Genomic DNA, 15381 nt, shown 5'->3' on the forward strand with positions numbered 1-15381 from the left:
GCAGTGCGCCTCCGGGCGGTGTGGAGCCGGGACCTACGCCTCTCCGCTGCTGGGCGCGTACACCGAGGCGCTGATCAGGTGAGCGGCGCCGATGACGCCGCCCTCGTCACCCAGCTCGCTGAGCACGATGGGGAGATTCCCGGTCGCCAGCGGCAGCGAGCGGCGGTAGGTCACACTGCGGATCTCCGCGAGCAGACCGTGACCCAGCTTGCTGACCCGCCCGCCGATGACGATGAGGCCGGGGTTGAAGAACGACACCAGGCTGGCGAGCACCTGGCCGATGCGGTGGCCGCTGTCGCGAATGAGCTGGACCGCCTGGGCGTCGCCGCGGGCCACCGCGACCGCGATGTCCTCAGCGCTCAGCTCCCCCTTCTCGGCGAGCAGCTCGGCCAGCACCGGGGAGCGCCCCGAACGGGCCGCGGCCAGCGCCTCGCGAGCGAGCGCCGCTCCCCCGGAGAACGCCTCCAGGCAACCGGTGTTGCCGCAGGCGCAGGTGGGTCCGAAGTCCTCGACCCGGATGTGGCCGATGTCGCCGGCACAGCCGTCGACTCCGCGGTAGAGCTCCCCGTCGACGACGATCCCGCAGCCGATGCCGGTGCCGATCTTCACGTAGAGGAAGTCCCGCGCGGTGCGGGCGACGCCGCCGTGCTGCTCCCCCGCGGCGAGCACGTTCACGTCGTTGTCGAGCACGACCGGACAGCCCAGCTCGCGGGCGACCGCGTCCCGCACCGGGTAGCCGTCCCAGCCCGGCATGATCGGCGGAGACACCGAGACACCACGGTGGAAGTCGACCGGCCCGGGCACGCCGATGCCCGCGCCCATCGGCTGGGAGACGCCGTGCTCGTCCAGGAGCGCTCGGACCTCGTCGAGCGCGGTGGCCAGCACCGTCTCCGGTCCGGTGCGGATGTCGCAGGCTCGGGTGCGCGTGCCGATCACCGACAGCCGGCCATCGGTGAGGCCGACCGACATGCTGGTGGCACCGATCGAGATGCCGACGAACCGGATGTCCGGCGCGAGGTCGACCAGGGTCGAGCGACGCCCGCCCCGGGAGGCCGCCGGCCCCACCTCGTGGGCCATACCCAGCTCGGTGAGCCGGCCGACCTCAGCAGCGATCGTGGTGCGGGAGACGTTCAGCCGGTCGGCGAGCTGCACCCGCGAGAGCGGGCCCTCGTCGCGGAGCTGGGCGAGCAGCCGGGCCTGCATGGACGTCTCGGCCCGGCCGGCGAGTGAATGGCGCATACCGGGATCCTGCCATGCGTCGCCGGAACTCAGCCGAGGAGCGCGTCGACGAAGGCCTCGGGGGTGAACGGGGCCAGGTCGTCGGGACCCTCACCGAGGCCGACGAGCTTCACCGGAACGCCGAGCTCGCGCTGCACGGCGACGACGATGCCGCCCTTGGCGGAGCCGTCGAGCTTGGTGAGGACGATGCCGCTGACGGCCACGGCCTCGCTGAAGACGCGGGCCTGGATGAGGCCGTTCTGACCGGTGGTGGCGTCGAGGACGAGCAGGACCTCGGTGACCGGGGTCTGCTTCTCGATGACTCGCTTGACCTTCCCGAGCTCGTCCATCAGACCGGCCTTGTTCTGCAGGCGGCCGGCGGTGTCGACGATGACGGTGTCGACGTTCGTGTCGAGGCCCTGCTTGACCGAGTCGAAGGCGACGCTGGCCGGGTCGGTGCCTTCCGGGCCGCGTACGACCTCGACGCCGACCCGCTCGCCCCAAGTGGTGAGCTGCTCGGCGGCCGCGGCGCGGAAGGTGTCGGCGGCACCGAGGACGACCTTGCGGTCCTCGGAGACCAGGATGCGGGCGAGCTTGCCGGTCGTGGTGGTCTTGCCGGTCCCGTTGACCCCGACCATCAGCACCACGCCGGGAGCGCCGTCGGCTCCGCTGACCTGGAGCCGACGGTCCATGCTCGGGTCGACCAGCTTGATCAGCTCCTCGCGCAGGGCCGCCTTCGGGTCGGCCGTGGCGCCCTCGACGCGCAGCCGCGTACGCAGCCCCTCGACCAGCTCCTGGGTCGGTGCCACGCCGATGTCGGCGGTGAGGAGCAGGTCCTCGATCGACTCCCAGGTGTCCTCGTCGAGGCGGTCGGTCGAGAGCAGGTTGAGCAGGCCGCGCCCCAGCGCGTTGGAGCCGGCCAGGCGCTGGCGCAGCCGCACCAGGCGGGACGCGGTGCTCTCCGGCTTCTCGATGACCGGCGCCGCGGGCTCCGCCGGCGCCGTCTCCGCCTCGGGCTCGGCGACGACCGTCGACTCCCCGGCCGCCTCGTCGGGCCGGGTGATGACATCGGTCCCCGCCTCGGGCGGCAGCGAACGATCCTTGCGGCGTCGGGTGCTGGTGACCAGACCGACGATGCCGCCGCCGATGATCGCGACAGCCGCGAGCGCGATGATGACGATGAGGGTGACCGTTTCCATGGCCCTCATCCAATCAAACTAGCGCGGATTTTCCGTAGTTCCTGGCTTGCGCTCACCGAGCAGCTCGGTGAGATGGTCCTCACGGCGCTCCTGCAGACGGGTCGCCGGACCGAGCGTGGGAGCCGTGTCGACGGCTCGCTCCATCGCCTCACCGAGCTTGGTGGCGTACGGCATCTTCTGTCCGCGGTGCGGGAAGACCGTGTAGACGATCACCAGTCCGGCCAGCGCGACGATGAGGAGCATCGCCACGAAGATGACAAGGATGGTCAACACTGGCTCGGCCAGCCCCCTTCTGGATACGCACGGACGATGTCCACCCTTGCACACCGCGCGCCCGGACCCGACACCGCCACGCGGCCACCGGCTCCGGCCGGGCGTCCCGTCGTACGGCGCGGGATCTCCACAACGTCCACCTGGCCGGTAGTGTTTCGCGGCATGAGGATCATCGGGACAATGATGGTCCGGGACGAGGTCGACATCGTCGCCGCGATGATCGAGCACCACCTGGACCAAGGTGTCGACACCCTGATCGTCACGGACAACGCGTCGGTCGACGGGACCACCGAGGTGCTCGAGCGCTACGCCGCGACGGGGCGGGTCGAGCTCCATCACGACCCCGTCCACCAGAAGCAGCAGGGCAAGGTCGTCACCGCGATGGCCCGGCGGGCGCGCACCCATTTCCGCGCCGACTGGGTCCTCAACCTCGACGCCGACGAGTTCCTGGTGCCGAAGGACAAGGGCCTGACCGTACGCCAGGCGCTCGAGGCCACCCCGCTGTCCCTGAACGCGTTCACCGTCGACGTGGAGAACCTCGTCGGACCGCCCGCCTGGAAGGGCGGCGGGATCAACCGGCTCCAGTGGCGCGACCGGCGCTCCGACGAGCGCCTCGAAGAGGTGGGCCTGCACGCCCACCCGACACCCAACGCGATCCACCGCGGCGAGTCCGACATCGAGGTCGTCCAGGGCAACCACTTCGTCTCGCTGCACAGCAACGGCCAGCCTGCCGACGAGATCGCCATGGAGGTGCTCCACCTCCCCTGGCGGTCCTGGTCCCAGGTGGAGCGCAAGGTGATCAACGCGGGCAAGGGCTACGAGGCCAACCCGGACCTCCGGCCGAGCCCTCGCCACCACGGCATGCGCGACTACCAGCGCTATCTGAACGGCACCCTCCAGGACGCCTATCTCTCTCGTACGCCCACGCGTGCCGAGCTCGCCGCGGGTGCCTTCTCGGGCGACTACGTCTTCGACGACTGGCTGACCAACCACCTGCACATCGTGCTCAGCCGCGCGCTGATCCCCGACCTCCTGCGTGACGTGCTCGACCCCGAGACCGACAAGGCAGTGCCCGACGACGAGCACGCCCTCGGTGCCGAGCGCGGCCGGGCCGCACTGGCCGCCGAGCCCTACATCCCACCCCGCACCCGCTGAACTCTCATCACCAGGAGGACCTGTCTTGCCCACCTTCAGGGGCGCCGTACGCCGCGGCCTCGCTGCCGCGGGTCTGCAGACCGTCCGTGCCGCCGATGCCGAGGCCGCGCGCCTGCACCACCGGATCGACGAGCTCAAGCAGCGCAACCAGAAGCTGCGTACGAAGGTGGACCGGTTGCAGGGCGACCGCAACCGCACCACCGCGGTGCCGGCCATCCCGGGCATGGACCGGCTGGAGCTGCGCCGCGAGCAGGTGCTCGCCGGGGTCAAGCCCGACGCCCTGATCCTGGAGATCGGGCCCGCCCACAACGCGATCCTGCCCAAGCGCGACGGCTACGACGTACGCATCGTCGACTATCTCGACCGCGCTGGCCTGGTGGAGCGCTATGCCGGGTTCTCGCAGTACGACCCCGACGACATCGAGGAGGTCGACTATGTCTTCCGACCGGGAACCCCCTGGTCAGAGGTGATTCCGGAGCGTTTCGACCTCGTGGTCGCCTCCCATGTCATCGAGCACACCACCTCGATGATCGACTTCCTCAACGAGTGCGAGAAGCTGCTGCGCCCTGACGGAGTGCTGGCGCTGGTCATCCCCGACCACCGCTACTGCTTCGACCGGTTCCGCGAGCGCGCCTCGCTGTCACGAGTCATCGACGCCTCGCTCTACCCGTCCTCGGTCCACACCATGGGCGCGGTCATCGAGGAGCGGCTCAACGCCGCCAAGCACGGCGGCATCACCGCCTGGGGGCCGCGCCACAAGGGTGACTACACCTTCGCCCATGAGCTGGAGTCGGTGAAGGCCAGCGGCGAGGAGGCCCGTCGCGGGGAGCGCTACATCGACACCCACAACTGGGTCTGCACCCCCCACCACCTGCGCCTGCTGCTCCAGGACCTCGCCGACCTCGACCTCATCTCGATGCGGGAGACGTCGTTCCACGACACCGTCAAGCACGAGTTCTTCATCAACCTCTCCCCCACCGGCGAAGGCACCGGCCTGGCCCGCGAAGACCTCCTCGTCCTCGCTGACGACGAGCGCCGCGTCCTGGACCAGGCGGTCTTCGAGAAGTAGCCGCCGATCGGCGTACGGCCGGCTCGGCTGGAGCTCCTCGACGTCAACCAGCAGCCCGTCGAAGCCGAACCTCACGGAGCGCCAGGGCAGCAGCAAGCCCCACGACGACCCCGAGAAGAGTCTCGACGAAGCGCGACCACAGCAGGGCGTCGACCGCCTGCGGGTGGCCGAGCTGCACCATCAGCAGCGAGAGCGGAGTGATGGCGACCAGCGCCAGCCCGTAGTGGCGGCCGACGAGAAGCTCGGTGACTGCCTGCAGCGCGGCGACGACGACCGCGACGACGAGCGCCGGCAGGGAGACCGAGAGCAGCACGGCCGCCAGAGCGAGCCCGACCACGGTGCCGACGACGCGCTGTAGCCCGCGGGTCGTCTGCGCCAGCAGCCCGGTGACACCGAACGGCACAGCCGCGGCCACCATCGCCCAGTACGTGTGGCTCAGCCCGAGCGCGGTCGAGATCGTACCGGCGACGACGACCGCGGCCACGACGGCCACCGCATGGTCGATCCGGATCTCGCCGCGGCTGGTCTCGACCGGCTTTCCGCTGCCGACCATGCGCTCTTCGAACAGCCCGAGGAGCACCGCGATCGTGGCGGCGGCCGCCGCCACCCCGACCGCCACCAGGACCCCGGACAGGGTCACCGGAAGCGCCGCACAGGTCGCCACCGCGAACACCGGGAACATCGGTCCCGGCGGCCGGAGCACGAACCGGTCGGACAGCATCGACCCGGCCACCGCCCACACGGCCGCGACGGGGATGACGAGCCACGCACGGTACGCCGAGGTCGCGACGAGCGCGCCGCACAGGACCGCCGCGCACATGAGCGCTCCGGCCGCGGCCTGCGTACGCCACCGGCCGCGCAGCGGCTGACGGCCACCGTAGATCGAGGCGAAGGTGCCGAAGCACGCGTACGCCGCGAGCTCGATGTGGCCGACGCCGGCCAGGGCCACCAGCGCGACGAGCAGCGTCACGCTCGCACGCCAGGCAGGCGAGCGGCTGCCCGGCGCCGGCGAGACCCGGACGGACTCCCGCATCAACCGTTCGAGCCGGCCCCCGTCGCTGCCCAACCCGTCTCCTCCGTGCTGTGGTGCCGTCATCGCCATCCGACACCTTACGGTCACCTGTACGAACCGGTTCGGCCGGCATGCGCTGCCGGCATGCTCGACCGGCGCGATCAGCCCAGCCGGTGCCTCAGTTCGGCGACGCCGTCGCCCTTCAGGTCATCGAGCACCTCGCCTCGACCCGCCATCGCCATGACCAGGTCGAGCAGGCGGCCGCTGACCTCCGGACCGTCGCCGGTCACGAACTCCGCGTCGAGCGCTCGGAGCCGAAGCCCTGCGACCAGCGACTTGCTGTTGACCGCGAAGTCCTTGGTGGCGAAGAACCTGGCGACCGCCAGCAGACCCTCGGCATCAGGATCGTGCTGGATGCCGAGCGGACGCCGGATGTCCTCGCCGTGCACGATCATCTCCCCCAACCACGCGGGGTTCTCCGCGCTCGGCACCGCGATGGGCCCGCTGACCGCGAACCGCTGCAGCGTCTCCTCGGCCGAGGCCCCGCGGAACTCCTCGAGCCGCCTGCGGTTGTGTACGTCGGGATCGAACCGAGCGCCGATCATGCTGCGCAACCAGCCCAGGAACGAGAGCCGCGAGGCCGCGCCGAGGTGCGCCACGACCTCCTCGACGTCCCAGTCGCCGCAGAGGGTGGCGGATCGCCACTGCTCGGGCGAGAGCGACCTCAGATCATCGACCAGGGCGTCCCGCTCGCGCAGCTGGATCATCGATAGCTTCGTCATGCGGACACTCTGGCAGGTTCGTGATCGGGAGGAGTGACCCCTCCGTGCGTCTCTGTCAGTGACGGTCCCGGTTGGCCCGCTCCTCGAGCGCGATGTCGAGCAGCGTACGGGCACGGGCGTCGAAGCCGTGGTCGCGGTGGATGCGGGCGGCCTCGGCGCGGATGTGCTCGTCGGTGCCGAAGACGACCGACGGATCCGGCATCGAGGACCACTTCACCAGGTCCTCGGGGCTCTCGTAGACCTGCACCGTGTCACCGAAGACGTCGCGGAGGCCGACGACGTCGTCGGAGATCACGCGGGCACCGGAGGCGACGGCGTCGAAGAGGCGGTTGGAGATGAAGCCGTAGTCGCGCATGTCGGCCCAGTGGTCGTTGAGCACGACGCCGGCCGCCCGGTATTCCGCACCGAGCTGCACGTTGGGCATGTGCTGGGCCTTGACAAAGCGCCGCGGGATGTAGGGCTCCCAGCCGTGGCCGTAGACCGACAGCGGCAGCCCGGCAGAGACCGCGTCGTGGATGATGGGGCGCTCGACGTCGCGCGACGTGCCGACGAAGAGCACCGCGTGCCCGCTGTCGGGCAGCGCTCGGTCGGGGTTGAAGAGCTCGGGGTCGGTGGCCTGCAGCAACGGGTCGATGCGGAGGCCCCACCGTTCCGCCATCCGCTCGGCCCAGGCGGGTCCGGCTGCGACCAGCCGGTCGAAGCCGGCCGCCTCGGCGCGGGTGACCGTGTCGGGGTGCGAGATCACCCAGCCGATGTTGATCCGGCCATCGGGCGCGGGGAAGTAGCGCGAGAGGCCGCGCAGGGTGAGCACGACATCGTCGTCGAGCGAGCTCGGCCGTTCCCACTCGTAGTGATGGTCGACCACCGCCGACTGGCCCAGCTTGCGCAGCGAGCGCGCCAGCGCACGCGCGAAGTGGGTGTCCCCCCACCGCTCGCCCTCCGGCGCCCCGGGCGCGGAGATCTTGATCGACCAGCGCAGCTGGGGAACCCCCTCGACCACCGAGGGACGCGGCAGCGGCGCGATGACCGGACGGGTGGCGGCGTACGTCTTCGCCGGGCCGGTCGGGTCACCGGCTGCCACCCGGCCGACGACCTGGTAGCCACAGGCCGCCCAGGCGGCCACGTCGTCACGAGGCTCCGTACGCCCGACCCACCGGTCGAGGTAGATCAGCCGGTTGCGCGGAGCACGCGCGAAGCGGCCCTTCGACTTCGACTCGTGGTGGACGACCTTGGACGTGGTCACGACCCGGAACGACCCCGACCGCAGCGACGCGAGCCGGTGGCACAGGTCGACGTCCTCCATGCCGTTGGTGAAGATCGGGTCGAACCCCTGGAGCGCGACGACGTCGCGGGAGCGCATCACCAGCGCGGCGCCGGTGAGAGCCGAGAACCGGTGCTCTTCGAGCCCTGCGGCGTCCTCGGGCGGGTATTCGGCGAGCATGTTGTAGGGCAGACCGCCATAGGGCGGGAAGACCACCCCGGCCGACTGCACCGATCCGCTCGGGTAGAGCAGCAGCGGCTGCACCGCGAGCACCTCGGGGTCGGCGAGCGCGTCCACCAGGGGCTCCAGCCAGCCGGCCAGCACCGTGGTGTCGTTGTTGAGGAAGACCACGGTCTCCCCCGAGACGTGCGGGAAGGCGAAGTTGTTGCCGAGGGCGAAGTTGTGGTTGACGGTGCTGTGCACCACCTTCACCTCGGGGAACCGCAGGGGCAGCGAGTCGAGCACCGTCGCGACGCGGGCCGAGGAGCCGTTGTCCCAGACCACGATCTCGAGCCGCTTCTCCCCCGCCCCGTGCTCGATCACGGCCTCCACGGCACCCACGGTGAGCAGCGAGTCGTCGTAGGTCGGGATCACCACGGAGACCACATCGGGGTCAGGAGTGCGTGCGGCGAGCGCGGCCCAGTCGACGAACGCCCGGTTGCGTACGACGTCCTCCCACGACTCCAGGTCGAAGGGATCGAGCGGGAGCCGGTCCTGGCGCGGGCGGCGCGGGTTGATGCCCTGGCGCCGCTCCACGCCGACCTCGGGGACGACCGTGACGTCCGACCGCGAGGTCAGTCGCAGCGCGAGGTCGTAGGCCCAGCCGAAGCCGATGTCAGCGCGGGGCCCACCGACCTCTGTGAGCAGCGGCGCCGAGATCAGCAGTCGCGAGAGCAGGACCCGCATCAGGGCCCCGGGGACGTCGGGCCCGGGCGAGGCCGGCGGTGCGTCGACCGCGAACCGCTGCTCCGGTTGCCACGGTCGCTCCAGCACGTCTGCGACCAGCGGTCTCCCGGTCGACTCGGCCACCGAGACCAGCCGCGCGAGCCGACCGGGCGTCCAGACGTCTCCCCCGGCGACGTACGCGACGAAGTCGCCGCTGACCTGGGCGAAAGCCGCAACCACCCCGGGCTCACCGCGGTCCGGGTCGCCCGGCACGACGCGGGCGCCGGGGAACACGTCCGCAACCGACTCGGCGACGGCCGGTGTCAGGCCGCGATCGATGACGACGACCTCGGTCCTCACTCCGGCCTGTGCGGCGACGCTGTCCAGCGTCGCCCGGGCGAGCTCGTCGGAGGCACCGAGATCGACGACGACGCTGACGGTGCCGGCAGGCTCACGCCCGGCCGGCACCGCGGCGACGTGGCCGAAGTCCGGTCGCCAGGTCTGCGGGCCGCCCTGGCGAGCCCGCCACTCCGCGCGCCGGTCCCGGATCCAGTCACGCAGGTCGGGAAACTTGCCGTCGACCTGCGCCATCCAGTCGTTGGCCCGCCGGCCGTTGCGGGCACCCCTGTCGACGTAGTGCCCGATCGCCCCGCCGTAGAAGTTCTCGGTCTTGCGCCGCTCGGTGTAGCCGTCGGTGTCGAAGAGCTGGTGGGTCGGCTGGAGCCACAGCTCGGCACGCAGCCAGTAGAGGAACGGGTCCTGGTCGCCCATCTGCTTGCGCAGCCGCGGGGTCAGCCGCGCGACGAAGAACTCCGGGTCGAACAGCGGGCTGGGCTGCGCCAGCTGCTTGGTGCGGTCCTGCTCCAGATAGTGGCGGGCGGCCCGTTTGCGGTCGAGGCGCTCTCCGACCTGCTCGGCGTACCACTCGTGGTCGAACAGCGGGCAGTCGACGAGCAGCCGGACGTCGTCGGCCCTGCTGTAGAGGGGCGAGTCGTTGTAGACCTTGCGAGCCAGGTCTCGTCCCCTACGCAGTCCGCCACGTGCGATGCGCTTCAACTCTTCGTCCACAGAGGTCCCCCAAGACGCTCTCGATCGTGCTTCGGCAGTGGATCAGACTGTCACAGTGCCAAACGGCGATGAACGGCGCCACGCAACGTTCACCCAACCGTCGAGGTCAATTCTGCCGCCACAAGGGCAGAACGGCCTCCCGGATCTCATCGGGCATCGGCGTCACCGGACGTGACGGGTCCCGGTTGTCGACGTAGACGTGCACGAACCGGCCCTCGGCCGCGGCCTCCTCGCCCGGTCCCTGGAAGAGCCCGATCCGGTAGATGACCGACGAGCTCCCGACCTTGTCGACGACCAGCCCGGCCTCGACCGGCTCGGGGAACCCGATCTCGCGCAGGTAGCGGCACGAGGTCTCCGCGACGATCCCGATCTTCGGCAGCTTCCGCACGTTCACGCCGGTCGCCTCGAACAGATAGGCGTTGACGGCGGTGTCGAAGTATTCGTAGTAGGTCGCGTTGTTGAGGTGACCGTACGCATCGTCGTCACGCCAGCGGGTGGTGATCGTGCGCCAGTGGACATAGTCGGCGCGGGTCGGGGCCTTGCGATCAGGAGTGCTCATCGGGGCTGATCTTAGGTCCTACAGCTCGTCCTCGACCGCCCGGACCAGATAGGGCGCCAGCGTCATCGAGAAGGTCGCGGTGATGTGGCTCCGGTCGCGATAGGCCTGCACGTGGCCGACCACCAGGGGACACCGGTCCTCGTCGCAGTAGGCCGCCGAGAGATCGATCAGCGAAGCGCCCGGCCCTGCCAGGCGAACCGCCTCGGCGAGCGGGTCAGAGGTGGCGTACGCCTCCCGGCGGGTCATCTCGCACGCGCTTGCGTCCGCGAGCGTCTCGATCTCGTCGAGGCAGGTCGCCGCCTCGGAGGTGAGGTACGGGTTGTCGGCGATCGCGACGATCTTCGTGCCCCGCTCGAGGAGCGGCTTCCAGGCCTGCGCGAGCTGCTCGGCGGCCGGGTCCGGCTCGCCGGCCGGGAGGTTCGGATTGCGGCGCTGGGTGACCAGCACGACGTCGTACGCCTCCTGGTCGAGCTGCTCGATCAACGCCTCGCGGTAGGCGCGGCGCGGGTCACCCGCGGTGGCCGGGAGCAGCCCGCCGCCGTTGGCGACCAGCGTGTCGACCGACCATCCTGAGCTCTCGGCGACCCGGGTCAGTCCGGGGATCAGCGACGCGCCGTGCGAGTCGCCGACCAGCGCGACCCGGAGCGCATCCGGGTCGTCGGAGCCGAGGTGGCAGACCTCGGGACGGGCGTCGGCGGCGTACGTCTCGATCTCGGGGAGATAGCACCGGTAGGCCCCGCCGGTGTCGTCCTTGCGGGCGATCGGCGCAGGGAGAAGGAGGCCGTCGAGCTCCGGGTTCCGGCACCCCTCCATCAGGGCGGCGGCGCCGAAGCACTCGGTGTCTCCCGATGCGAGCGCCTCAGCCTGGGCGCGACTCTCCTCGACCAGGTTGCGTCCATGCAGGATCCCGGGGACCGCGACGGCGGCGACCAAGGCCGCTCCGAGCACCGCGAAGAGGAAGGCCCGCGGGGTGGTCCCCAGGATCGGTCCGGTGCGGAAGGGCGTCTCCACGAACCGGTGGGTCAGGGCCGCGAGGCCGATGGTGACCAGGAGGATCAGCGGCTCGCGCAACCAGGTGCCGAGCGCGGGGCCGGTCTCGGGGAGCACGACCACGAGCGGCCAGTGCCACAGATAGAGCGAGTAGGAGACCGTCCCGATCCACTGCACGGCCGGATGGCCGACGACCCGACGCCCGAGGCCGCCGGGCGCGCCCGCCCAGATGACCAGCGCGGTGCCGACGACCGGCAGCAGCGCCACCCATCCCGGGAACGGCAGCGAGTCGTTGAAGAGCACCAGCGTGCCGAGCACCCCGAGCCAGCCGACCACCGCTGCGTACGGCGCCCAGCGCCCGGGCACGCGCTCGAGGGAGAGCGGCAGCACAGCGATGAGACCGCCGACCGCGAACTCCCAGGCGCGAGCGTAGGTGACGAAGTAGGAGTCGGCGCCGTCCGTCGCGGTGACATAGACCGAGGCCGCGAAACTCACCACGAAGACGACGAGGAAAACCGCCCGGATCGCCGTCAGCCGCATCTTCGGCCGACGCCGGGTCAGGAGCGCCGCGGCGACGATCAGCAGCGGCCAGATGAAGTAGAACTGCTCCTCGACCGAGAGGGACCAGTAGTGCTGCACCGGCGACGGCGGGTCCTCGGCGGCGAGATAGTCGACGGCGGCCCAGGACAGTTGCCAGTTCTCCACATAGAACGCGGCCGCGACCGTCTCTCGCAGGAACTGCTGCCACAGTGCCTCAGGCACCAGGAGGTACGTCGCGCCGGCACTGCACACGAGCACCAGCAGCGCCGCCGGCAGCAGCCGCCGGATCCGGCGGGCCCAGAAGGCACCCAACCGCACTCCGCCGGGCTTGCCGGCCTCGCGGACCAGGTGGGAGGTGATCAGGAAGCCCGAGATCACGAAGAAGACGTCGACCCCGGCGTATCCGCCCCGGATCGCGCCCGGCCACAGGTGGAAGAGCACGACGCCGAGCACCGCCGCCGTACGCAGCGCCTGGATCTCCAGCCGCTTGTCCCGGACCGGTGTGGGCTGCTCCGTCGTGGCGGGGGCGACCGCGAGAGCGGTCACCGGCGCCCCCGTCGGACGATCCGGCCCGCCACCCGGCGGGCCTTGCGGACACCGCGCTCGCCGAAGCTCAACGGGATCTCGATCCCGTGGCGCGGGCGACCGTCGAGCTCGACGATCTGCGCTCTTTCTCCGATCCGCTCGCCGATGACGTCCTCGTGGATGATCACCGGCCCGTCGAACTCGCCGAGCGCGTCACGGCCCTCGAACCACACCCGCCAGCGCCCGCCCGAGAGCGCAGTGGTCGGCAGCGCGACCTCGAGACTGCCGGAGGCGAGTTCGCTCGCGTCGTAGTCCAGCGTCAGTCGCCGGCGGTCGTGGCGAAGCTCGACGCGGAGCGTAGCGGAATCGACCATCGTGTGAGCCAGGTGGAGGTGGACGCGGCCGTCGACGAGCGAGAGTGCGGTCGCGGTCACCGGATCGGTGGCACCCGAGACCACCCGGCGCAGCAGCTCGGGACCGTCTTCGAACGCTGCCAAGATCCGGTTCAGACGCCAACCCGGGTCGTCGGCGGCCTCGGCGACAGCCGTGAAGAGGTCGCGATGCTTGAGCACGAGGTCGGCGAGGTCGTCGCCGACAAGCATCTCGTCGGTGAGCGAGAGGGTCGCGACAGAGTCCACGAGCGGCCGGTGGAGGGTACGCAGCGGCACGACGCCGCTGTCGGCGACCAGGCGCAGCGTCTCGAGGATGTCGGCCACGGTCCGGTCGTCCCAGCGGACATCGTCACCGATCAGCCGGGCCACGGTCGCCCAGTTGCCCGACTCCACCAAGCGCCATCCCCACCGCTTCACGATGTCCAGGTCGTCGATGACCTCATCCCCGATGAGGCCGACCAGCTCACCGACCAGCAGCCGCGCAGGCTCCAACGCTGCCGCGTCGATCACCGGCATGCCGCTCAACGCGCGGGCGATCGCTGTCCAGCCGTCGGCGTCGAAGATCAGCGAGGCATACTCCGCGAGCACCGTCGGGTCGCCGAGCTCGATGATCCGGCGCGCACAGCGCAGCTCCTGCTCCAGGTAGCTGATCACCCCCTCGGGCGAGTGCGACCTGGCCGTCATCGACCCCGGCCCCGGCCGGTCCCGATAGACGTAGACCGTCTCGGTGACCATGTCGAAGCGAGCGGTGGTCAGCGCGTGCACCATCGGCTCGATGTCGTTGGACCGGGTCGCGTCCGGGAACGAGATCTGCGCCGAGTCCCAGAAACGGCGCCGAAAGACACGGTTCCAGCAGGCCCGGTTGCGCAGGGCGGACGGAGCCTCGGCCAGCGTCAGCAGCGTGCGCTCCTCGTCGAAGGCCGGCCACGCCCGCACCGGCCACCAGACCCTGTCGCTGAAGAGCTTGAAGAACCGGCCGACCACCATGTCCGAGCCCGTCTCGCGCGTCTTGCGCAGCATCGCGGCGTACGCGCCACGGGGGACGAGGTCATCGCCGTCGGCGAAGGCAAGGAACTCGCCACGCGCCAGCGCGACACCATGGTTGCGCGCCTGTCCCCCGCCCGTGCCGGGTGAACGGACCACCTTCAGCCGCGGGTCGCGGGCTGCGTACGCCTGGGCGGTCTCGAATGTGCCGTCGGTGGAGGCGTCGTCGACGACGATGACCTCCAGGTCCAGCGGGGTCTGCTCGGTCGACTGGTCCTCGAGGATCGAGGAGAGCAGCTCCCCGATCCAGGGACCCAGATCGCGGGTCGGGACGACGACGGAGAGCTCGGGCGTCGCCATCAGGCCGCCAGCTCGACAGCGCCGGCCAGGCCCTCGAGCAGTCGTAGGTAGTCCCGTGACATGTCATAGGGCGTGTAGGCGCGGCTGAACTCGTTGGCTGCGCGGTGCCGCTCCTCCTGCCCCTCGAGCGCCTCCACGATCGCCGCCGCCAGCGCCGTCGGCTCGTCCGGCTCCGAGGCATAGGTCACCACCCACGGCTGCTCTGCGAACTGGCGCGCGATCGGGGTGTCCTCGGGGATGAGCGCGGTTCTCCCGAAGGTGCCTGCCGCAAGCAGCGAGCCGGAGTTGAGGATCCGCCGGTAGGGCAGCGCGACGACGTCGCTGGCACGCAGCCAGTCGGAGAAGTCGGCAGTCTCGACGAACTCCAGTCGCTTCACGACGTTGGACGCGGACAGCATGTCCTCGACCGTCTCGTGATCCTCGGCCGGCACCACCTTGCCGGCCACGACGAAGGTCAGGTCCGGGACTGTCCGGGTGGCGATCTCGACTGCCCGGCAGAGCACGTCGAGCCCTTTGTAGGCCCGGATCTGACCGATGAAACCGACCGTCGGAACCCCCTGGGGGACCCCGATGCGCTCCCGGGAGGCGGCGTCGTCACCGCCGTCGGGATAGATGCCCAGGTAGGACGAGTGCGGCAGATCGACGACCTTCTCGGGCGGGAGGGTGTAGTAGGCCGCGGTCTCCTCGATGGTGGCCGGGTTGAGTCGGATGATCCGGGTCGCGTGCCGCGCCAGCGCCTTGGCGACCGCGATCTCGACGTCCACGTAGTCGGCCTCGTGGGCGATCGAGTTGTGGACGGTCCAGAGCACATCGGCTCCACGACCACGTGCGCTGGTGAGCACGTCCTCGAAGCGGGCGGCCTTGGCCCACGCCTCCTCGGCGCTCTGGCAGCCACTCGTAACCGGCGAGGTCCAGTGCACGTGGAGCACGTCTCCCGGGCCGAGATGGGCGGCCCGCAGCTCCAATCCGCGCAATGCCCGGACGCCGTCCACCACGTCCCACCCGGCGGCTCGCGGTGCCACGGTGAGCATCGTGAGGTAGGGGTTCAGCGCATAGTGGGGAAACGACAGCAGCGTCGAAGGCATGTGGGGGGTCCTCGATGTTTCATT

At 70.6% G+C, this 15381-nt stretch carries 12 protein-coding genes; 2 read left to right on the plus strand and 10 right to left on the minus strand.

Annotated features, from left to right (window positions below; genetic code table 11):
- Positions 1–33: 33 nt before the first annotated feature.
- The 3 genes from WBG06_RS21245 to WBG06_RS21255 are packed head-to-tail and all read right to left on the minus strand — an operon-like array spanning position 34 to position 2687.
- Positions 34–1239, minus strand: coding sequence for an ROK family transcriptional regulator (locus WBG06_RS21245; RefSeq protein ID WP_336739009.1), 1206 nt, complete (start codon positions 1237–1239; stop codon positions 34–36).
- A 29-nt stretch (positions 1240–1268) separates the two neighbouring features.
- Positions 1269–2417: a signal recognition particle-docking protein FtsY gene (gene ftsY / locus WBG06_RS21250; RefSeq protein ID WP_336739352.1), complete on the minus strand. Its 1149-nt coding sequence runs from the start codon at positions 2415–2417 to the stop codon at positions 1269–1271.
- 18 nt (positions 2418–2435) lie between these two features.
- Positions 2436–2687, minus strand: a complete 252-nt coding sequence (locus WBG06_RS21255) for a hypothetical protein (RefSeq protein WP_336739011.1) — start codon at positions 2685–2687, stop codon at positions 2436–2438.
- A gap of 165 nt (positions 2688–2852) precedes the next feature.
- On the opposite strand from WBG06_RS21255, the gene WBG06_RS21260 reads away from it, so the two are divergent.
- Together WBG06_RS21260 and WBG06_RS21265 are read left to right on the plus strand one after the other, a co-directional pair.
- Positions 2853–3845: a glycosyltransferase family 2 protein gene (locus WBG06_RS21260; RefSeq protein WP_336739013.1), complete on the plus strand. Its 993-nt coding sequence runs from the start codon at positions 2853–2855 to the stop codon at positions 3843–3845.
- A gap of 25 nt (positions 3846–3870) precedes the next feature.
- On the plus strand, positions 3871–4914 hold the full coding sequence (locus WBG06_RS21265; RefSeq protein ID WP_336739015.1) for a methyltransferase domain-containing protein: 1044 nt from the start codon (positions 3871–3873) through the stop codon (positions 4912–4914).
- Positions 4915–4957: 43 nt separating this feature from the next.
- On the opposite strand, the gene WBG06_RS21270 is transcribed toward WBG06_RS21265, so the two are convergent.
- From WBG06_RS21270 to WBG06_RS21300, 7 genes are all read right to left on the minus strand, one after another.
- Positions 4958–6010 (minus strand): FUSC family protein, encoded by a 1053-nt coding sequence (locus WBG06_RS21270; RefSeq protein ID WP_336739017.1) that lies wholly within the window; start codon positions 6008–6010, stop codon positions 4958–4960.
- A 77-nt stretch (positions 6011–6087) separates the two neighbouring features.
- Positions 6088–6708: a maleylpyruvate isomerase family mycothiol-dependent enzyme gene (locus WBG06_RS21275; RefSeq protein WP_336739019.1), complete on the minus strand. Its 621-nt coding sequence runs from the start codon at positions 6706–6708 to the stop codon at positions 6088–6090.
- A 55-nt stretch (positions 6709–6763) separates the two neighbouring features.
- Complete coding sequence (locus tag WBG06_RS21280; RefSeq protein WP_336739021.1) at positions 6764–9922, minus strand: glycosyltransferase; 3159 nt, start codon at positions 9920–9922, stop codon at positions 6764–6766.
- A 106-nt stretch (positions 9923–10028) separates the two neighbouring features.
- The gene (locus WBG06_RS21285; RefSeq protein ID WP_336739023.1) at positions 10029–10481 is read right to left on the minus strand and encodes an acyl-CoA thioesterase; all 453 of its coding nucleotides are present in this window, start codon (positions 10479–10481) and stop codon (positions 10029–10031) included.
- Between the two features lie 18 nt (positions 10482–10499).
- Positions 10500–12557, minus strand: coding sequence for an acyltransferase family protein (locus WBG06_RS21290; protein ID WP_336739025.1), 2058 nt, complete (start codon positions 12555–12557; stop codon positions 10500–10502).
- Entirely contained in the window at positions 12554–14272 is a 1719-nt protein-coding gene (locus WBG06_RS21295; RefSeq protein WP_336739028.1) for a glycosyltransferase family 2 protein, read from the minus strand. Before WBG06_RS21295 ends, WBG06_RS21290 begins: the two co-directional genes overlap by 4 nt.
- Positions 14272–15357, minus strand: a complete 1086-nt coding sequence (locus WBG06_RS21300) for a glycosyltransferase (RefSeq protein ID WP_336739030.1) — start codon at positions 15355–15357, stop codon at positions 14272–14274. Before WBG06_RS21300 ends, WBG06_RS21295 begins: the two co-directional genes overlap by 1 nt.
- Between the last annotated feature and the right edge of the window lie 24 nt (positions 15358–15381).

It is taken from the genome of Nocardioides sp. CCNWLW239 (assembly GCF_037137035.1).
GTDB lineage: Bacteria > Actinomycetota > Actinomycetes > Propionibacteriales > Nocardioidaceae > Nocardioides.